This is a genomic window from Pseudovibrio sp. Ad46 (assembly GCF_001623065.1).
Taxonomy (GTDB): domain Bacteria; phylum Pseudomonadota; class Alphaproteobacteria; order Rhizobiales; family Stappiaceae; genus Pseudovibrio.
Window position 1 is genome coordinate 23,321 of record NZ_LMCG01000073.1, and the last position, 20,393, is coordinate 43,713.

Annotated in this window: 19 protein-coding genes; 9 read left to right on the forward strand and 10 right to left on the reverse strand. The window is 52.3% G+C overall.

The features are described 5' to 3' along the window. Positions 1-6: 6 nt before the first annotated feature. Positions 7-1,671 carry an amino acid ABC transporter permease gene (locus PsAD46_RS20605; protein ID WP_063307758.1) on the forward strand — a complete coding sequence of 555 codons (1,665 nt, stop codon included), beginning with the start codon at positions 7-9 and terminating at the stop codon, positions 1,669-1,671. Continuing rightward, positions 1,652-3,058 (forward strand): GH1 family beta-glucosidase, encoded by a 1,407-nt coding sequence (locus PsAD46_RS20610; RefSeq protein WP_063307759.1) that lies wholly within the window; start codon positions 1,652-1,654, stop codon positions 3,056-3,058. Before PsAD46_RS20605 ends, PsAD46_RS20610 begins: the two co-directional genes overlap by 20 nt. Here the strand turns inward: PsAD46_RS20610 and PsAD46_RS20615 are convergent. The 3 genes from PsAD46_RS20615 to PsAD46_RS20625 all read right to left on the reverse strand — a co-directional run bounded on the left by PsAD46_RS20615 (position 3,050) and on the right by PsAD46_RS20625 (position 6,682). Further along, positions 3,050-4,399, reverse strand: a complete 1,350-nt coding sequence (locus PsAD46_RS20615; protein ID WP_063307760.1) for an FAD-binding oxidoreductase — start codon at positions 4,397-4,399, stop codon at positions 3,050-3,052. The genes PsAD46_RS20610 and PsAD46_RS20615 overlap by 9 nt on opposite strands. A gap of 23 nt (positions 4,400-4,422) precedes the next feature. Then, positions 4,423-5,814 carry an aspartate aminotransferase family protein gene (locus tag PsAD46_RS20620; RefSeq protein ID WP_063307761.1) on the reverse strand — a complete coding sequence of 464 codons (1,392 nt, stop codon included), beginning with the start codon at positions 5,812-5,814 and terminating at the stop codon, positions 4,423-4,425. 190 nt (positions 5,815-6,004) lie between these two features. Next, positions 6,005-6,682, reverse strand: coding sequence for a GntR family transcriptional regulator (locus PsAD46_RS20625; protein WP_063307762.1), 678 nt, complete (start codon positions 6,680-6,682; stop codon positions 6,005-6,007). 224 nt (positions 6,683-6,906) lie between these two features. On the opposite strand from PsAD46_RS20625, the gene PsAD46_RS20630 reads away from it, so the two are divergent. The 6 genes from PsAD46_RS20630 (at position 6,907) to PsAD46_RS20655 (ending at position 13,429) form a co-directional block, all read left to right on the forward strand. Beyond that, on the forward strand, positions 6,907-7,977 hold the full coding sequence (locus tag PsAD46_RS20630) for a polyamine ABC transporter substrate-binding protein (RefSeq protein ID WP_208981960.1): 1,071 nt from the start codon (positions 6,907-6,909) through the stop codon (positions 7,975-7,977). Positions 7,978-8,067: 90 nt separating this feature from the next. Then, complete coding sequence (locus tag PsAD46_RS20635) at positions 8,068-9,216, forward strand: ABC transporter ATP-binding protein (protein ID WP_063307764.1); 1,149 nt, start codon at positions 8,068-8,070, stop codon at positions 9,214-9,216. Positions 9,217-9,224: 8 nt separating this feature from the next. After that, entirely contained in the window at positions 9,225-10,181 is a 957-nt protein-coding gene (locus PsAD46_RS20640) for an ABC transporter permease subunit (protein WP_208981953.1), read from the forward strand. Beyond that, positions 10,178-10,996 (forward strand): ABC transporter permease, encoded by an 819-nt coding sequence (locus PsAD46_RS20645; protein WP_063307765.1) that lies wholly within the window; start codon positions 10,178-10,180, stop codon positions 10,994-10,996. The genes PsAD46_RS20640 and PsAD46_RS20645 overlap by 4 nt, the downstream gene beginning before the upstream one ends. 14 nt (positions 10,997-11,010) lie before the next feature. Continuing rightward, on the forward strand, positions 11,011-11,997 hold the full coding sequence (gene speB, locus PsAD46_RS20650) for an agmatinase (protein WP_063305226.1): 987 nt from the start codon (positions 11,011-11,013) through the stop codon (positions 11,995-11,997). 34 nt (positions 11,998-12,031) lie between these two features. Next, a complete protein-coding gene (locus PsAD46_RS20655; protein ID WP_063305227.1) occupies positions 12,032-13,429 on the forward strand; it encodes a glutamine synthetase family protein in 1,398 nt (465 codons plus the stop codon). A gap of 13 nt (positions 13,430-13,442) precedes the next feature. Here the strand turns inward: PsAD46_RS20655 and PsAD46_RS20660 are convergent, their stop codons facing one another. Genes PsAD46_RS20660 through PsAD46_RS20675 form a run of 4 tightly spaced genes read right to left on the reverse strand, consistent with a single transcriptional unit; the run spans position 13,443 to position 17,381 of the window. Further along, positions 13,443-14,213, reverse strand: coding sequence for an SDR family NAD(P)-dependent oxidoreductase (locus PsAD46_RS20660; RefSeq protein ID WP_063307766.1), 771 nt, complete (start codon positions 14,211-14,213; stop codon positions 13,443-13,445). Next, positions 14,213-15,151, reverse strand: a complete 939-nt coding sequence (locus tag PsAD46_RS20665) for an SDR family oxidoreductase (protein ID WP_063307767.1) — start codon at positions 15,149-15,151, stop codon at positions 14,213-14,215. Before PsAD46_RS20665 ends, PsAD46_RS20660 begins: the two co-directional genes overlap by 1 nt. After that, a complete protein-coding gene (locus PsAD46_RS20670) occupies positions 15,148-16,068 on the reverse strand; it encodes a bile acid:sodium symporter family protein (protein ID WP_063290647.1) in 921 nt (306 codons plus the stop codon). The genes PsAD46_RS20665 and PsAD46_RS20670 overlap by 4 nt, the downstream gene beginning before the upstream one ends. Continuing rightward, positions 16,065-17,381, reverse strand: coding sequence for an NAD(P)-binding domain-containing protein (locus tag PsAD46_RS20675; protein ID WP_063307768.1), 1,317 nt, complete (start codon positions 17,379-17,381; stop codon positions 16,065-16,067). The genes PsAD46_RS20670 and PsAD46_RS20675 overlap by 4 nt, the downstream gene beginning before the upstream one ends. 66 nt (positions 17,382-17,447) lie before the next feature. On the opposite strand from PsAD46_RS20675, the gene PsAD46_RS20680 reads away from it, so the two are divergent. Further along, a complete protein-coding gene (locus PsAD46_RS20680; RefSeq protein ID WP_063307769.1) occupies positions 17,448-18,122 on the forward strand; it encodes a TetR/AcrR family transcriptional regulator in 675 nt (224 codons plus the stop codon). Between the two features lie 31 nt (positions 18,123-18,153). Here PsAD46_RS20680 and PsAD46_RS20685 read toward each other — a convergent pair whose 3' ends face one another. The 3 genes from PsAD46_RS20685 to PsAD46_RS20695 are packed head-to-tail and all read right to left on the reverse strand — an operon-like array spanning position 18,154 to position 20,386. Then, positions 18,154-18,438 carry a TfoX/Sxy family DNA transformation protein gene (locus PsAD46_RS20685; protein WP_153040799.1) on the reverse strand — a complete coding sequence of 95 codons (285 nt, stop codon included), beginning with the start codon at positions 18,436-18,438 and terminating at the stop codon, positions 18,154-18,156. 29 nt (positions 18,439-18,467) lie between these two features. Then, positions 18,468-19,250 (reverse strand): enoyl-CoA hydratase, encoded by a 783-nt coding sequence (locus PsAD46_RS20690; RefSeq protein WP_063290643.1) that lies wholly within the window; start codon positions 19,248-19,250, stop codon positions 18,468-18,470. After that, positions 19,247-20,386: an acyl-CoA dehydrogenase family protein gene (locus tag PsAD46_RS20695; protein ID WP_063307771.1), complete on the reverse strand. Its 1,140-nt coding sequence runs from the start codon at positions 20,384-20,386 to the stop codon at positions 19,247-19,249. The genes PsAD46_RS20690 and PsAD46_RS20695 overlap by 4 nt, the downstream gene beginning before the upstream one ends. Positions 20,387-20,393 lie beyond the last annotated feature (7 nt).

Genomic DNA, 20,393 nt, shown 5'->3' on the forward strand with positions numbered 1-20,393 from the left:
AATCCCGTGAATGTCTTAAAAACACTGCGGCCCAGCAATGTCATCCTCATTGCTACCATGCCCTTCATAATCTACCTGTTTGTCTCAACCAACAACTACAAGCGCTCGATCTTCGCAATCGTCGGCATCGGAGAAAACGCAAGTACATTGTTTGCAGGCTTCCTGTGCCTGCTGGTCATCTTCACCGCAGGTTTTTGGCTTGCCTACTCCCTGCTGAAAGGCACCGAGCCAAGCAAAGCCAACAAACTTGGCCAAAACTCTGCATTCATTATCTATTTTGCCCTTCTGGCGCTAATCGCAACCAACACCATAGACCTGTCAGTCTTTGTTGACTCTGTCATCGCCAACAGTGTTGATCCCTACACATCTGACCTCATCCAAAAAGCAGTCAGACCACGCCAACTCACACCAGAAGCTCAAAACTTAGTGCTTGGCATTTTCTCCAAAGCCGCCTTCATTTACCTGATTGCTTCACTTGGCATCCTACTATTTCATTACCTCAGCAAATCAAAGCAAGCATTTGTTTCCATAAGCAGATACACGCTGCCCCTGCTCCTCCTGACCAACTTACTCGGTGCTTTTTACATACTCTTTGTCGCTCACGCAGGGTTCGCTGCCGGTTTGATGGTCACCCTCCGCGCAGCATTCTTTGCTTACTTTGCCTCAATGGTCTTAGGCCTCATCTGGGCAGGTCTGCAAAGCCTGGAAAAGAAGAAGCATACCAACCTCTTCTACGCCGTTGCCGCTCTCATCTTCTTCGGTCTCTGCGCTGTCTTCGCCCTGCAACCGCAGCAGTCCTACAGCCTGATCGGAACCTTGGAAGGCCGCGTCGCCATCATCAAAGGCACCCCGCAGTCAATCACCGACCAAATCCGCTTTGGCGAATATGATGGTGCAGATCACACCAGTATCGACATCCGCAGTGTGAAGGACCCAAGCCATGCGTTGGTCACCGTTGAAAAGAACGAACGTGTATCGGCAGCTTTCATTCCAACTGAAGCCGTTCCAACAAATGCAAATCTCCACTGGCAGACATCCTTCTTGCCGGATGAGAGCAAGTACCCCGCCATCACGTTTGGCGTGCTTGGCTTCTTCACCATGCTGCTGGTGAGCTGCTCCTTTTATCGCAACGAACACCCACTCGCCATTGCGGCAGAGTTCTTCATAGACACCGTCCGCGGCATCCCAATGTTGGTGATCATCCTCTATGTAGGTCTCCCTCTCAGCGGAGCCCTCAAAAGCGCATCAGACGGCATGATCAATCTGTCCAACATGACCCGCGGCATCGTCGCCATCTCCATTGGTTATTCCGCCTACATGGCCGAAATTTTCCGGGCCGGCATTTTAGCCGTCCCCAAAGGACAGATTGAAGCCGCACGGAGTTTGGGCCTAAGCCGTTGGAAAGTCGCCCGCTTTGTCGTTCTCCCACAGGCCTTATCCATTGTAATCCCGCCACTTGGCAATGAGTTCATCGCCATGTTGAAGGACACCTCTCTGCTGTCGATCCTCTCTGTTCGCGACGTTACACAGCGTATGAGAGAGTTTCAGGCGAGCAGCTTCCTGCCATTTACCCCATTCAATTCCGCCGCAATTCTTTATGTCGTCCTCACTCTGGGCGCTGCCAGCATAATCAAATCAATTGAGAGACGTTATGAGCGCAAATCACACTAGTAAACTGCAGCATCTCCAACAGCTGGCAAACTCAATCAAGTTCCCAAGAGACATGGTTCTGGGAGCCGCCACCGCGTCTTACCAAATTGAAGGTGCAGTCAACGAAGGCGGTCGCGGCCCTACTGTATGGGATCACTTCACCCACATTCCCGGCAATATTGCAGATGGTACTAACGGCGACATAGCCTGTGACCATTATCACCAGCTGGAAGAAGACGTTGCCTTGATGAAAGAGCTGGGTCTCACGGCCTACCGCTTTTCCATCTGCTGGTCGCGCATCCTTCCCAATGGTCGTGGCCCGATCAATGAAGAGGGCCTGGCCTTCTATGAGCGCCTGACCGACTTACTGCTGAAAGCAGGCATCACACCCTACGCGACGCTGTACCATTGGGACTTACCGCTTGCCCTGCAAGAAGAAGGCAACGGCTGGTTGCGTAGAGGGCTGGTGGACGACTATATCAATTACGTCGATATCACCACGAAGCGACTTGGCTCTAAAATCAAGCACTGGGCCACATTCAACGAGCTCTTCACCTTCACGTGGTGGGGCTATGGATTGAAGGAGGACGCACCTGGCCTCGGCGGCGGCGCAAAAGCAGCACTGACAGCAAGTCACCACGCCCTCCTGGCTCATGGCAGAGCTGTTCCAATCATCCGCAAGAACGTACCTGACGCTCAAATCGGCATTGTTCTGGATTTGAATCCAGTCACCCCAGCCAGCGACGCCATTACAGATATTGATGCAGCTCGACGCTTTGATGGCTGTCAGAACCGCTGGTATCTGGATGCCATCTTTAACGGTCGATATCCACCTGACATGCTTGAGACATACAAGACTGTTCTTCCTCATATTGAGGCGATAGACCTTCAGGAGATTGCCCAGCCTCTGGATTACCTTGGCATCAACATCTACCGCAGATCTATCATCAAGGATGGCACCGAGTTCGCACCAGTCAACTTCAAGCGCCACCTACCAGAAGGCCAATATACCCAGATGGGCTGGGAAGTTCATCCTGAGTGCCTCTATGACATTCTACAGTATGTAAACACCAATTATGCACCCAAACAGCTCTTCATAACCGAAAACGGAGCCGCCTTCTCCGATACTCTGGAAACAAACGGAAGCATTCAGGATTGGGACCGCAGCACCTACGTTCTGTCTCATCTGAAGCAGGCAGCCAGATCGATTGAAGATGGAATACCGTTAAAAGGGTATTTCTGCTGGACACTCATGGACAACTTCGAATGGGCAGAAGGGTATCTCCCGCGCTTTGGCCTGATCCACGTTGATTTTGAAACCCAGAAACGCACCATCAAGCAAAGCGGCAGGCTTTACTCCATGGTCGCTAGCCAACTGCAGAGTGAGATGCAGGAAACCTCAGAGTAATCTGTCCTTCAACTCAAACCAAGTGTAGCTGAGAGCAAGCAGGTGGCGGCGCATAGTCCTGAAAGGAAACTCTGTCGGCGCCTGCTTCATAAAACTTGGGTAAGACATTTTTGTTGCCGCACCAAGCATCTCAGCTGCCACCAGCTGCCCGGAATAAGTGGCCATAGCAATGCCGTTCCCATGATAACCAAAAGCAGCGTAAAGCCCCTGCGTATTGGGAACCGCACCTGCAAATGGCACAAGTTTATGAGTCAAACAGGCAAGACCAGACCAGAAATCTGGCGTTTCAACTTTCGCCCATTCAGGAAACATCCGCTCAAAGTCACGCCGTGTAGCTATGCGCATACGCTTTCGCGCATGTGGCGTAGCACTTACGCTTCCCCGCATACCAAAGAGCATTCGCCTGTCCGGGAGCAGACGGAAGTAATGCAGCAAAGTCCGGGTGTCATAGGCCATCTGATTAGAGAACCACCCCTGACGCTTCAACTCCTCATCAGAAAGAACGCGCGACATCAAAATGTTAGATTGTATCGGAAGATATTTTCCAGCCATCCACTCCGGCATATTTTCAGAGGAATAGCCATTGGTCGCCAAAAGTACTTTTTGCGCACGCAACTGGCCAGTTCTTGCTTTCAGGACATACTGCCCATCTGCAGCAGGAGTAATGCCGAGCACAGAGGTCTGTTCATAAAACCGGCCTCCTTGCGCCTTCACAGCCTCAGCAAGACCACGCGCATATTTGTAAGGATGCAGCGCAAACCCGATTGGAATCGTCAGCCCAGAAGAAAGCCCTGAAGCCGTCATCCCAAGCTCTGCAAGTTCATCTTTGTCATGAAAGGTGCAGCTGATCCCATAGCGCTTTTGTACGTCCGCAGCTGTATCTTTCAGTTGATCAACGCGCCGAGCTTTGTGAGCAAGAACCGTTTCTCCTTTGGAAACAACATCAGCATCAATCGAGTTCTGTTCCAACAGCTCTGCAACCAGATCAATGGCTGCACGCTCTGCATAAAAATACCGCCGTGCATCCGCTTCCCCATAGCGATCAATCAAGTCAGCATCATCTGCAATCGTCCCACCCAGACAGCAGAAACCACCATTGCGACCAGAAGCCCCCCATCCAATATGTTGAGCATCCAGCACCGCAACATCGACACCCTGCTGCGCAAGTTTCAACGTTGCAGACAGCCCTGTGTATCCACCTCCAACAACAGCAACTTCACAGGACTGTTCATCGGAAAGCGGCGCACCAAGCGCCTGAGGAGAGAGCGAACGATGCCAGAAATTCTCGGCAACCGGTTGCTCTCCATATGCATCCTCTTGAAATATGCGATGCAAACTCAATCGAGCCTGAGCCTCCTCAAAACCTATTTGATGCCTTGGGCAGTAACATCAGCAGCCGTCAGATCCAACGCACGATGCGCTTTCTCAATCAACTCATCCACCTCACTGCGCGAAATCACAAGTGGCGGCGAGATGATCATACTGTCGCCAACATGGCGCATCACCAAGCCACTCTCAAAGCAATGATCTCGGCAGATCGTCCCAACAGTGCCTTTTTCAGCTTCAAACCGAGCACGACGCGCCTTATCCGGTGAAAGTTCCAAAGCACCAACCAGGCCACAAATACGCGCCTCGCCGACCAGCGGATGCTCGCCGAGAGCTTTCCACTTTTCAGCTAGATACGGCCCTGTATCATTTGCCACTTTTTCCGGCAGTCGCTCATTCTCGATAATATCAAGATTCGCAAGTGCTGCAGCACAAGCTGCCGGATGTGCCGAGTAAGTGAAACCATGATAAAATTCACCGCCGTGCTCAATAAAGCCCTTGGCAACCTTCTCACTCACCACAACCGCACCAATCGGCAGATAACCTGAGGAAAGCCCCTTGGCAATCGGCATCAGATCCGGTTTGAAGTTGAAAGTCTGTGAGCCAAACCAGTTCCCCGTACGCCCAAACCCGCAAATCACCTCATCAGCAATCAGCAGGATGTTGCGTTCACGGCAGATACGCTGAATCTCTGGCCAATAGGTCTCCGGCGGAATAACAACACCGCCTGCCCCCTGAATCGGCTCCCCGATGAAGGCCGCCACATTGCCTTTGCCAAGACGATCAATCTCAGCCTCAAGCTCACGCGCACGCATCAGGCCAAACTCGGCAGGGTCCATATCCCCGCCTTCACCATACCAGTAAGGCTGGTTGATGTGAGTGATGTCAGGAATAGGCAGTCCACCTTGCGCGTGCATCGCACTCATACCGCCCAAGCTCGCACCGGCCATGGTAGAGCCGTGATAAGCATTATGACGGGAGATGATCGTCTTCTTGGTCGGTTTGCCTTCACTGGCCCAGTAATGGCGCACCATTCGAACGACGGTGTCATTGGCTTCAGAACCCGAACCTGCAAAAAATACGTGGTCCAGATGATCCGGCGCCAGATTAGAGATCCTTTCGGCAAGGGCAATCGCAGGCGGATGAGAACTCTGGAAAAACGTATTGTAATAAGGCAGTTGTTGCATCTGCCGGTGAACCGCCTCGATAATCTCTTTACGGCCATACCCCACATTCACACACCAAAGCCCCGCCATTCCATCCAGGATCTTATTGCCCTCAGAATCCCAAAGATAAACACCATCAGCCCGCGTAATCACACGCGTCCCCTTGGCGTTGAGGGACTTGGTATCTGTAAACGGATGCAGATGGTGGGCAGCATCCTTTTCTTGCAGAACATGAGTGGGCGGAAGATTAGCAATATAGTCCATGGGGTCAGTCCTTCCGAAAAGAGGCACGCCCTGCAAACCGGGCAATAGAAGTAAACTCCCCATTATTTTGTGATCACAAATGTAAGAGAGTCAATCTTTACTTCAATAAAGACACTACCTGCCTATGCCTCCAGTCTAACCCATCAAAGCCTGCGGCTCTATGAACTCAGCCAGAGAAAACAGCAGATCATCAAACCTTCTCAGCAAGACTGAGAGACTCTCTGATAAACCCCATGCCCTGTGCAATATCCTCTTCCAAGGCAACCTTTAAAGCAGTCTGATCATGCATTTTCAGTGCTTCCAATGCCTGTTTATGCTGATCTTCCAGATTCGCGGTACCAGATCGCCCATAGACCAGGCGCATAAATGGACCAAACTGAACCCATAGATTTTTGACAAGCTTGATAAGAATTTCAGATCGGCTTTTTGAGTAAAGATAAAAGTGAAACTCGTAGTTTCCGCGCATGTACCCTTCCACATCGCCAGTTTCCAGAGCGACATCAATCTGATCATCAATGCCTTGGAGAACCTGAATATCTTCTTCTTTCAAATTCACCAGAGCTTTTGATGCCAGTTCAACTTCCAACAACCGCCGAGCTGACCAGATTTCATCGATTATATCTTCGCAAACATCTGGGATAGAAACACGCCTATTGCCGTGTAATTCCAACGCGTTTTCTGCAATGAGACGTCGCACAGCCTCACGAACAGGCATCGCACTCACACCCAGTTCCTCAGCCAGCCCGCGCAGGGTCACAGCCTTGCCCGGCAGAAAGCCACCAAACAGGATCCGCTCTCTCAATTGCCGGTAAACCTGCTCATGAACAGGGATCCCCACATCAGGAACAACAGCGCTTTGTAAAGTCATCTTACTCATGAATGAACTATAGAAGCACCCGAACCAGCTGCAAAGATAATTTGATCACAAACTATTGCCTAGCTGAGAATTCTGTGGTCATCTTTCAAAACAGGCACACAATTAAGAACAACGGAGACGGCCGGATCCAGACACGCCAGCACCAACGCTGTGCAAAAATTTGAGGGGGGGAAGATGAAATGAGTTCAAACTTCAAGTCCAGACTGACGGGCACAATGGCGACCGCAATAATGGTTGCATGTGCAGCCAGCGCAGCGCACGCAGAAGGCACCATCAACGTTTACAATTGGTCTGATTACATCGACGAAAGCGTTCTGAAAGATTTCGAAGCTGAAACCGGTATCAAGGTCAATTACGACGTTTTCGATTCAAACGAGGTTTTGGAAACCAAACTGCTCGCAGGCACCACTGGTTACGATATAGTCGTTCCAACCGGCAGCTTCCTCTCCCGTCAAATTCAAGCCGGCGTCTTCCAAAAGCTGGATAAAAACGCCCTCCCAAACCTGAAGAACATGTGGTCGCTCGTCTCTGACAGAACCTCCATCTATGATCCGGGCAATACGTATTCCATCAACTACATGTGGGGCACCACTGGCATCGGCTACAATGTAGAAGCCGCTGCAAAGCGTCTGGACGGCAAACCGGTCGACAGTTGGGAAATCATCTTCAATCCGGAAATACTCGCCAAGTTTCAGGATTGCGGCATTCATATGCTGGACGCCCCAACAGAGCTCATCCCCGCAGCGCTCAACCATCTCGGGCTAAACCCTGACAGTCACAACAAGGCTGATATTGAAAAAGCTGCTGCACTCCTCAAAACCATCCGTCCATACGTCCAAAAGTTTCACAGTTCCGAATACATCAACGCCCTCGCAAACGGCGATATCTGCTTAGCTATCGGCTGGTCTGGTGATGTCTTTCAAGCCCGCGACAGAGCAGCAGAAGCCGACAACGGTGTCACCATCAACTACATCATTCCAAAGGAAGGTGCGCTGATGTGGTTTGATCAAATGGCAATCCCGACAGATGCAACCAACTCCAAAGAAGCACATATGTTCCTCGATTACATCATGCGTCCGGATGTCATCGCAAAGGCTTCCAACTACGTGGTCTACGCCAACGGCAACAAAGCCTCACATGAGCATCTAGATCAGGAAGTTCTGGAAGACTCTGCCGTGTATCCAGATGAAGCAACCATGGAAAAACTTTACGTCACAACGCCTTACGCACCTAAAATTCAGCGTATTGTGACCCGTGCCTGGACCGCAGTGAAGTCGGGCCAGTAATCATCGGCAGCAGCGGGCAACTCAAGTTGTCCGCGCGCCTTCCATGTTTCTTTGGAAGCAGGACAACAACAGAGGGTGGAGCGGGCCACGATGGAAACTCTGGTAAACACTCAGCCAGTCTGCAAATTCGCACCTTGGGAGGATCCAGCTCAGGAACCTTTGGTGCGCTTTGAAAACGTCACGAAGAAATTTGGCGACTTCACTGCCATTGAGGACTTAACGCTCAACATCTATGAGCGCGAGTTCTTCGCCCTTCTCGGCCCGTCCGGCTGCGGTAAGACAACTATGATGCGCATGCTGGCAGGGTTTGAATATCCCACCGCTGGCAACATCATGCTCGGTCAGAACAATCTGCAAAAGGCACCGCCACACAAACGGCCCGTCAACATGATGTTCCAGTCCTACGCCCTCTTCCCGCATATGACAGTAGAACAGAACATCGGTTTCGGCCTCAAACAGGAAAAGACCGCAAAGGTTGAGATCAAGCGACGTGTTGAAGAAATGCTGTCGCTGGTTCAGTTGGAACCTTTTGCCAAACGCAAACCACACCAGCTTTCGGGTGGTCAAAAGCAGCGCGTTGCTCTTGCTCGTTCCCTCGCCAAGAAGCCCAAGCTCCTGCTCCTTGACGAACCGCTCGGTGCGTTAGACAGGAAGTTGCGCGAGCAAACCCAGTTTGAGCTGATGAATATTCAGGAGCAGCTTGGCCTCACCTTCGTCATCGTCACACACGATCAGGAAGAGGCCATGACAGTCGCGAGCCGCATCGCCGTGATGGACCACGGCAAAATCGTTCAGGTCGCGACACCCGCTGAAATCTACGAGTATCCAAACTCCCGCTATTCTGCTGACTTCCTCGGCGACGTAAACATCATTGAAGGCCAGATAGATGTCACCACCGGCGAAACAGCAAGCCTGGCGTGGGCTGAAGGTGAAACACCTTTGGCGATCTCAACCAAGCTCCGTCCTCAAGCAGGAACGACCGTCTGGCTCGCAGTTCGCCCTGAAAAACTCCGCATCTCTAAAGACAAACCAGCAAACGCTGACAACTGCATTAAGGGCGAAGTCTGGGACATCGGCTACACTGGCAACATCTTAACTTATCACGTCAAAGCCTCAAATGGCTCCATTTTGAAAGCACAGGTCTCCAACAGAGAACATCTCGCCGACCGCCCAATCACATGGGAGGACACCGTCTATGTCTATTGGGAGAAAGGCGCTGGCGTCTTTCTGGACGCGTGAGGCGAGCGATGGCAGTTGCAGATATCACCTCCCCCTCAGAAGAAATACAGGAGACATCCAGTCCCAGTTCAGGCTGGGGGCGCAGATTGCTCATAGCGATCCCGTATATCTGGTTGTTGATCTTCTTCCTCGCGCCCTTCGTCATTGTACTGAAGATTTCCTTGTCCGATGTCATACTGGCCCGCCCGCCATACTTTCCGAATTTCGACATTTCAGAGGGTTGGCGGGGTTTTCTCGCTATGCTTCAGGCGTTTGACCTGGAAAACTATGTCTGGCTAACGGAAGATACACTCTACCTGAACTCATACCTGAGCAGTCTCAGGATCGCATCCATCTCAACGCTGCTCACTTTGGCAATCGGCTATCCTATCGCCTATGCCATGGCCAAAGCCCCGAAAGAGTGGCGTGCAACTCTCCTGATGCTGGTGATCCTGCCCTTCTGGACCAGCTTTCTCATCCGCGTTTATGCATGGATCGGCATTCTCAAAAAAGAAGGCTTCCTCAACTACTTCCTGCTCTGGACAGGCATCATTGACGAACCCTTGATGATCCTCAACACCGACACTGCCATCTACATTGGCATCGTTTATTCCTACCTGCCATTCATGGTCTTGCCACTCTACGCAGTTCTGGAAAAACTCGATATCTCACTGCTGGAAGCTGCAACAGATCTGGGGTGTTCGCCTCTCAAAGCCTTTTGGGTCATTACCCTGCCGCTGTCACTACCAGGAGTCTGGGCAGGCTGCTTCCTCGTCTTTATCCCTGCTGTCGGTGAGTTTGTCATTCCAGACATTCTGGGTGGATCCAGCACTATCATGATCGGCAAAACGCTCTGGGTGGAGTTCTTCTCCAACAGAGACTGGCCAGTCGCATCCGCCGTTGCAATTCTGCTGCTGCTTATGTTGATCCTACCCATCATCCTGTTCCAGAAACAGCAGGAAAAACAAGCGGAGGCCAGCCAATGACCCGCTTCAACTGGTTCAACACAACAACGCTCACACTCGGCTTTGCATTCCTCTACCTACCGATCATCCTGCTGATGATCTACTCTTTCAACGAATCCAGATTGGTCACCGTTTGGGCTGGCTTCTCCACCAAGTGGTATCAATCAGTCTTCTTCAATGAGAGTTTCATCAATGCCGCATGGGTCACACTCCGTGTTGGCTTCATCTCTGCATCTGTCGCGACTGTGCTCGGCACCATGGCCGCACTTGTTCTCAATCGCGCCGGACCATTCCACGGCAAAACGCTTTTCACCGGCATGATCTACGCGCCAATGGTCATGCCAGAGGTCATCACGGGCCTGTCATTGCTCCTGCTGTTCGTCTCACTGGATTTCACCCGAGGCTTCTGGACAGTTACACTGGCACATATAACCTTCTCCATGTGCTACGCCGCCGTTGTCGTCTCTGCCCGCTTGGTGACCTTCGAGCGCAGTCTGGAAGAAGCTGCCCTTGATCTGGGATGCACCCGTTTTTCCGCCTTCATGCAGGTAACACTGCCCATCATTTTTCCGGCTATTCTGGCGGCATGGCTGCTGGCCTTCACACTCTCGCTGGATGATCTGGTCATCGCCTCCTTTGCTTCAGGCCCGGGCGCGACTACCCTTCCGATGAAGATCTATTCTCAGGTCCGCGTTGGCGTTTCACCAGAAATCAATGCCCTGTCATCCATTCTCATCGCTGTTGTTGCCGTTGGCGTGGTCACCGCTTCGCTGGTCACAAAACAGGCACAGGTCAAGCGCATGAAAGAAGAACGACTGGCGATATGCTCAATCTGATCGAGGAAGTACACGTGTCTGATACAAAACACCCATCCTCGCTGGATGAATACTCGCAAGGTGATCTGGCCTACACTCGCTCCACCCCTTACGGGACCATAGCTGAATCCAGTTATGCCGGAACACTCAGCTTTATGCGCCGCAAATTCACCAAGGACCTTAAAGGGATAGATGTCGCCGTCTGTGGCATCCCCTTTGACACCTCAGTCAGCAACAGGCCGGGTTGCCGCTTCGGCCCAAGAGCCATCAGGCAAGCCTCCTCCATTCTGGCTTGGGACCACGCATGGGGTTGGTCATTTGACCCGTTCGACCGTTTGGCAGTCGCAGATTATGGTGACTTCATCTTCGATCCCGGTTACCCCATGAGCGTCCCAGACGAGCTGGAGCAGCAGGCCTCTGCCATTCTGGACGCGGGTACAGCAACACTCATGCTCGGTGGAGATCATTTCTGCACTTACCCTATGCTCAAAGCGCACGCCCAAAAACACGGGCCACTCTCCCTCATCCAGTTTGATGCACACAGCGACACATGGACAGACAACTCCAACCGTATTGACCATGGCACCATGTTCTATAGAGCGGTAAAAGATGGTCTCATCAACCCGCAGACATCGATACAAGTTGGTATCAGAACCAACAACGAGAACACACAGGGCCTCACCACAATTACAGCGGACTGGGTCCGTAATAACGGGGCAGAGGCAACGATTGAACGCATTCACAACGTGGTTGGAAAAAGTGCCAGCTACATCAGCTTCGACATCGATTGCCTCGACCCTGCTTTTGCACCGGGAACAGGAACACCTGTAGTTGGCGGCCTGAATACCGGAGAGACACGTGAGATCCTGCGTGGGCTTGCTGGAATAAACCTAAAAGGCATGGACCTTGTAGAAGTCGCACCAGCCTACGACCATGCAGAGATCACAGCACTGGCCGGTGCCACATTAGCCTTGGATTTACTTTGCATCTATGCCAGCCAGTTCAATCAGAACACCCGATAAAACAACACATCAGATCACGACCAGAAGAGTTCGCATGCCAACCCTGACAGCAGTACAGCCGCAATTGGAACAGTTTCGAATTGAAGCCGACGCCTTCCTGAAACAACATCCCGACCTCGAAAAGATCGAGGTCCTTTATGCTGGCTTTTGTGGCCCGCTCAGAGGCAAATGGTTGCCAGCAGAAATGCTGCACAAGCTGGCAGAAGGTGGTGTTCGGTTGCCCTTGTCCACCGTCGCACTGGACGTTTGGGGCGTTGATGTGCCGGCAACAGGCCTTGCCATTGAGCGTGGAGACCCGGATGGCATATGCATCCCAGTTCCGGGAACACTGAAGCGCGTGCCATGGGCCAAAGTGCCGACCGCGCAAGTGCTCGTCACTCTTTTCGAGATTGAAGATCAGAAACCAAACCCGCTGGACCCAAGGTATGTTCTTGAAACCGTTGAAAAGAAGTTTCAGAGTAAGGGCCTGACACCTGTTGTCGCCACGGAGCTGGAATTCTACTTTATCGACATTGGGTCCGGCCCAACCGGTTTGCCGCTCCCACCATACATTCCCGGCACCAACCAGCGTCTTGAGGCCTCACAGATCTATGATCTGGACATCATGGCTCAGTTCGAACCGATCCTCATGGAGATCAACCAAGCCTGCAAAATTCAGGATATTCCTGCAGACACCACCACCTCCGAGTTTGGTCACGGACAGTTTGAGATCAACTTGCTTCACGTGCCAAGCGCAGTGGAAGCTGCGGATCACTGCCTGCTGTTCAAGCGCGTTGTCCGCCATATTGCCCGCAAACACGGCATGGATGTCACGTTCATGTCTAAACCCTACGCAGAAGAGACCGGCAGCGGCTTCCATGTCCACACCAGCCTGCTGGATACTGAAGGCAACAACATCTTCAGCGGCAGCGCAGAGGAAGCAAACCCGGCCTTGAGCAACGCCGTAGGAGGCCTGCTGGACACTATGCTGGACATGCAAATTCTGTTTGCTCCACACGCCAATTCCTACCGCCGCCTCCAGCCGGGCTCTTATGCCCCAATCACCTCTTGCTGGGGGTATGATCACCGCGCCGCAGCTATCCGCGTGCCAGCTACACATGGCAAAGGCGCAAGGCTGGAGCACCGCGTCTCCGGCGCTGATGCCAACCCATATCTGGTTGTCTCAGCGATCCTTGAAGGCATTCATCACGGTCTTGAAAACCGAAGCGATCCCGGCACTCCAATCACCTTGGAGGCGGACCTCACCCAATATGATCACCTGACAGGAAACTGGGAGACAGCGATCCAAACGTGGGCGCAAAGCAAAACGGCTGAGCAGATGAGCACAGCAGAGTTTCATCGCCTCTACGGCATCAGCCGGAAAGCTGAGTACGACGTGTTTGCAACCACCATTACCGGTTTTGAATGCCAGACCTACGCCAGGAAGGTCTGACATTTCATCAAACCTAGGAAGGTTCCTTGATGTTGCGCTCCATCAGCAGCTGATAGGCTTTGGGTGATAACCGGTTGAGCCACCACGCCAAACTGGCAACGCGGCCAACCGGCTTCATCTCCGTCTTGCGCACATACGCTTTGTAGATGATATCCGCCGCCCGTTCCGCGCTCATATAATCAACGCCATCTGTTGACGAGCCCGGACGGGCCAAACCGTTCTCTTGCGTCTCCGACCGTCCAACATTGGTTGCCACAAACGAAGGCGCTGCAATCAACGTATGAACGCCATAAGACTTCTCTTCAGACCGCAACGAGCCGAAAAAACCCTCCAGTGCATGCTTGCTGGCCGCATAAGCTGTCCGTTTAATTAGTGGCGAGAATCCTGCAACTGACGAGATCGCCAGATGGCATCCACTGGAGGCCCGCACCGCTTTCAAAAATGCCCGCGCCGTATGCACCGCTCCGAAGTAATTCACATCCAGCACTTTGCGATGCGCTGTCAGGTCCATGTCCGCAAACAATCCGATATGCGTAATGCCTGCATTGTAAACCACCAGATCAATGCTGTTGTGCCGAGCCAAAACCTGCTGAGCAACCTGCTCAACCGCACCCCCATCCGTTAAGTCGCAGGCATAAATGCTCTGTCGCTCATTTTGTGGCAGCCCCTCCAGTGCCGGACCGGGTAAATCAAGCAGAACCGTATGCCAGCTCTCGCGCTGCAACCGGGTTGCAAGTGCCTGCCCTAAGCCACCAGCACCGCCTGTAATAACCGCTGTTTTCATCAAAGCCCCACAGATGCTCGCCAGTGTTCAAACACTTCTGCACTTGTCTTTTCCGGAGTATAGCCAAACACTGATTTCAACCGCTCATTGGCCAGCACAGGACGGTATTGCAAAAACCGAACCTGCTCCGGTCCATACCGGGAAAGCCGCAGTGGTTTCGCCACACCTAAAACAAATTTCAACAACCAGGACGGCAACTTAAGGACAGGCTTATTGAGCATTTGCCCCAACCGCTGCATTGACAACGCTCCATCACCCGCCACGTTGTAAATCCCCTCAGGAGCTTCTGTCGTAGCCAAAAATAGAATGCGCGCAAGATCCTCCGTCCAGATAAACACAAACGCACTGTCTGATCCTGCCACACCAAGCAGCTTCGGTTTATGAAACAACGCAGTAATCTGATTGTTCATGCCGGTTCCAAGAACCGTCCCAACCCGCAACACAACCTGCTCCAGTTGCGGTGCCTCCGCACGTGCACGAGCCAAAGCAGCTTCAACCAAACGCTTATGGTAGGAGTACGCGAATTCTTTATTGCCGCGAATATGATCATCCTCATGCAATGGCACAGGATTGTCTGCATGATACCCATAGGCTGCCCCGGATGATGTGACGACAAGACGCTTCACACCTGCTTTGATCGCAGCATCAATCACCGACTGAGTGCCAACAACATCAACCAGATACTCAATATCCCGTGTAGAACCCACAGAGGGTGTGACGATGGAAGCCAGATGCACAATCACATCAGGCCGCTCCTCCTCAATCAATGCTGACACCCTGTCTGTAGTCACATCCAGCGTTCTGAACCGGGCATTTGCTGGGAGGCCACTCGGCTCACGAATATCAGTCGCAACAACCTCCTGCTCCGTGCCCGCCAATTGCCGTAAGAATGCTTGTCCGACACCTCCGGCAGCCCCGGTAATAAGAAGCTTGGTCATAACGTCGCCTCCGCGGGAAGCTTGACTGCTTTGCGCGCCATAAAACTGGCAAGCACCAGCCCGCTGATCGCATGCCAAATCCCCCAGGCAGCCGCCACAACAGACATACCGCCAAGCCCACCGAAAAAGCCGAAGATCAACACAAGCCCCAGGCCAGAATTCTGGATGCCAGTTTCAATCGTAATGGCCCGCCGGTCATAAGCAGACACACCAGCAACGCTCGCCAGAGTATACCCTGCCGCCAAAGCCAGCCCATTATGGACAATCACGAGAGATGCCACAGCACCCACATAGGCAAGAAAAAACGACCAGTTGGCAAACAGCGCGATGAAGATGAAACCGATAAAAATTCCCATGGACGCCATGCGCAGTGGCTGCCGGATTTTAGCAGCCAGCTGTGGTTTGATACGGTTGAGCATGATGCCAAGAAACAATGGCAACACCAACATGAAGCAAACAGTAATTGCAACTGACAGCCTATCGATATGCGTCTCTTGCAATATCGCGCGCGTCGGGCCGTAAAGACTACCCCAAAATGCGATATTAAAGGGTGTCGCAACAATTGCTCCCACCGTAGCAAAAGCCGTCATGGAAACCGACAGCGCTGCATTGCCGCCAGCACGATGAGTGATGAAGTTTGAGATATTACCACCCGGACACGCCGCCACCAGAATAAGCCCCAAAGCAATCGAAGGCCGGGGCTGAACGATCAGAACAAGCAGAAATGTGAGGCTCGGCAAAAGCAGAAATTGAGAGCACAGCCCAATCACCACAGGCTTTGGCGACAGTGTCAATCGCTTAAAATCCGCAGGACACAGGTCCAGCGCGATTGAGAACATCACAACACCCAAAATACCGTTGAGCAAGGTCAGCGAACCCGAACTGAAGTTGAGAACAACAAGGTCAATGTCACTCATGCCATTTCCCTCTTCAACGCCTGTGTGCGCTTGTTCAGTGCAGAGCGATAACTCTGTTTGTCCACGTAGTAAGCCATCCGCGCCAGCTGGAGGTAGTTCATCCCCCCAGTCTCACGCTCAAATCCCTTGGCTTTCTCAGCTTTGATTGCCTCAGCTGTCGCACTTCCGTCCCTGAGGCCCCTCAGATAACGCGCAACCAGTTCCGCCTGATCATGACGCCCCTGCCAACCCAGACCGGTTGCCTCAATCATGCCCATTACAAACAGATCATTCCGTTCTGGATGCATGCAATTCAAAAACAGATGCGGCGCTTCGCCCTGCCAGTTCAAAAGCTCTTTGTCGATAAAGGGGTAATGCAACTTATAGCCAGTCGCGGTGACGATGAGATCATACTCAGCCTCTTCACCATCACGAAACCGAACCGTATGCCCATCCAGTTCCTTGATGTCTGCCCGAATACCAATATCCCCGTGACCGGCATGATAGAGAATAAGCGAGTTCACCACCGGATGACTCTCATAAAGCTTATAGTCTGGTTTGGGAAACCCATAGGCCTGCGGATCACCAACAAACCATTTCAGCAATGCCTGATCCACTCGTCGCTTCAGCCAGAGCGGCAACTTCACCACCCCACCCATCGTGTCTGCCGGTTTCCCGAAAACATACTTGGGAACAAAGTAATAGCCACGGCGCATGGATATATCGCACTGAACCCCATGATGGATCGCATCCACCGCTATGTCGCAGCCTGAATTGCCCGCCCCGACAATTAGCACCCGCTTGCCAGCAAACTGCTGCGCACTCTTGTAGTGACACGAATGAATGAGGTCGCCAGAAAACTCTCCCGCAAACTCTGGCATGTTGGGCTCAGAAAGCGTGCCATTTGCAATCAACACCCCGGCAAACTCAGCTGAATGATCTCCGTCCTGATCTCTCCAGCTGACCGTCCATCCCTCACCGTCACCTCCCAACGGCGCGATGCAGGTCACTTCTGCTCCAAAACGATAGTGCCGCTTCAAATCGAACTTTTCGGCAAACTCCTGAAAGTAGGTCTTTAGTTCGCGGTGACCGGGATACTCAGCAATGTGATCATCCATCGGAAAATCTGTAAACTCGGTCATTTTCTTGGATGAAATCAGATGCGCGGATTCGTACATGGTCGACTTCGGCCCATCAATATCCCAAAGCCCACCCACATCGCTGTGCAGCTCAAAACCCTGAAAATCTATTCCCTGCTCAATAAGTGTCTTGGCCGTGGCGAGCCCCATCGGCCCTGCCCCAATTAAGGCATAGCTCTCCTTTGAAATATTCACTGTTCGCCCCCCCCTCAGAACTACAATTAGATTGAACAGTCGTACAAAATAAGGCAAGCTCTTTTTATGATTAAGAAGATTTCGCAGGAAAAACAAAGACAAAGAGCCCCTTCAAAAAGCTCTTTGGAGACGCGGCAGAAGATTCTCGACGCCGCAGAACACCTGTTTGCATTTCGCAGTTATGACGCTGCGTCCATAAGAGATATCGCACAAAAAGCAGGGGTAAAACTGGGCCTCGTAAACCACCACTTCGGCACAAAGGAAGACCTGTTTTTCAAAACAGTCGAACGCCGTGCCGACGAACTCGCCCGTCTCCGCCTTGATGCACTGGAACAGCTAAAGGCTTCAGAAGAAGTCATGACACTGAAAGGCATTCTGGAGAGTTTCTTCTACCCTTATCTGGACAAAGCTGAAAACAGCGGCCCCGGCTGGCTCGCCTACGCACGTCTGGTCGCAATGGTCTCTGCTGAAGAACGCTGGAGCGCTATCTCTCAGGCTTGTTTTGACCCAACAGCAAAAGTATTTCTTTCGGAAATCGCCAAGCTCTATCCCACTGCCGATCTTAGGAAAGTCTCTGCAACCTTCGTATTTTCCATCTCTTCACAAATCGCTCTGTGCACCTCAGCCTGGCGTGTTGATGCAATGGCAGAAGAAGATCACACCTCCGGCATTGCTGAAATGAAAACATTGCTCGTAGCCTATGCCACCGCCGGCATCCATAGCGCCCTGTCTGGACCTTGATGAAGTCCGTTCAAGGCTCCTTCAAAGCAGATCAATCAGCCAGCTCTGCCTTTGCCTTCAGTTCTTTCTTGTCTTCAGCTGAAAGATCCCGCCAGTCACAATCTCTCAGGCATGCCTCCATGGCATAAAGCGCGAGGATGGAGCCCCGCCGACCAAACCGAAATTTCAGCCGTTGATAAGCTTGCACAGCTCCAAGCTCACGCAGATCATCTTCACTGCAAACATCAACCTCAAACAGCATATATTCGGTCTTCGGGCCCAGGTTTCTCAATTGACTGATCGACTTGCTCAAAATGCACCATTCCAGACGTTTCACGTGGGCTTCACCTGCTCAAAGCACTGCATCTAAGCGTAATTTGGAGATCGCCGTTCCAGAAACGCATTAATCCCTCCCTGCGCTTCATCATGTCCCAGAGCCTCTGCCATTGTATCCCGCTCCAGATCCATTTGATCGTCATAGCTGTTGTGATCAGCAGCTGATACCAATCGCTTAATCTCCCCCTGTGCCCTTGTTGGACCTTGCGCTACACGATCCGCTATCAGGTGCGCTTCTGCCAAAGCAGGCTTATCGCTAAGCACATTGACCACCCCCAGCTGGTAGAGCCGTTCAGCCGAAACAGGTTGTCCCAGCAAACACATCTCTAAGACCAGTTGACGGGGAATAAGCCGGGACAATGAAGCTGTAGCCCCTCCATCCGGCACCAGTCCAACCTTCACATAAGCCAGCATAAACTGAGACGGCCGCTCTGCCACCAGGAAGTCACAAGCCAGAGCCAAAGACACACCCGCTCCGGCAGCACCTCCATCAACCGACGCAATCACCGGTTTTGCGCAGTCCCTTATTTTTCGAACCAGATTATGGAGTTTTTCAATATTATTTTTTCGCTCAAGAACCGTCATCTCGCGGCGCTTAACCAACGTGTTCAGATCGCCACCCGCACAGAAATAACCGCCTTCTCCCATCAGGATAACGCTACGGATCTCAGTGTCCTGATTGGCAAGATCCAACGCCTGCGAAAGCCCGTCGTAGTATTCTGGCGAAAGCGCATTGCGACGAGAAGAGTTACAGTTCATGACGATCAGACGATCCGCCTTGCGCTCAACGCTGACAAGAGAAGCACGCTTCATGACATTGCCTCGCGCGCAGGTTCTCTCTGCATAGCTCCAACAAAGCGCTCCAGATGGTAGTCGACATCGCCAAGTTGGTGATCGATCATCATCAAACGCTTGGCATAATGTCCCAGAGGATACTCCTCGGTCATCCCGATACCGCCATGCAACTGAATGGTTTCTTCGCAAACCAGTTGCGCCACACGGCCAATCAAATTCTTAGCTGCACTCACATGCTTATCTCGCTGGAAAGGTTCAGCAGAAAGGTGCCCCGCCACATTGATCAGCGCAGAGCGAGCCTGTTCGATCTCAATCAAGACCGTCGACATCCGATGCTGAAGCGCCTGAAACTTGCCCAACACACGGCCAAACTGCGTCCGCACGCGCAGATACTCAACCGTCAGATCCTTCGCCGCTTCCATCGCCCCAACGGCCTCGGCACACAGCGCAGTCACACCTGCAGCGCGTGCAGATTCCAATGCAGGCAAAACCGCCTCTGGCGCACCCAAACACGCAGAAGCAGGCACAACTACATTCACCAGAGCAACATCGCTGGCGTGGTAGCCGTCCAGATTGGGATAGGAGTACCGCTCCACGCCTGAGGCATCGGCATCTATCATGAACAGTTGCAGCCCATCGGCACCACGAGCGCTCACAATCAGCTTGTCCGCACTTGGTCCGCCAATCACCACCGACTTTGTACCGTTGAGCCGATAGCCATCCTCAACCCGCTCTGCAGTTGTCTCTACAACATCCAGATCATAACGCGACTGAGGTTCTTCCAATGCGGGAACGATCTTGAGCTTCCCGTCAATCACATCCCCGATCAGCGCCTTCTGCTCCTCAGTACCAAGCTCGCCTAACAACCGTCCAGCCATAACACCAGAGGCCATCAAAGGCTCCACGCAAGCAAACCGACCCAACTCCTCAAACACAACCGCAATATCAAAGCCGCTGCCTCCAAAGCCCCCATACTCTTCTGCAAACAGCGCCCCAATCACACCCAGCTCAGCAAAATCATTCCAGATTTTCTCCGAAAAACCCTGCACGTGCCCAACAGAGTTAGCTCGTTGCGAGGCATCGTAGTTATCTGAAAGGTAGCGATGCAGAGTGTCCTGAAGCATCCGTCGTTCGTCACTATGATTGAAATCCATGGAACGC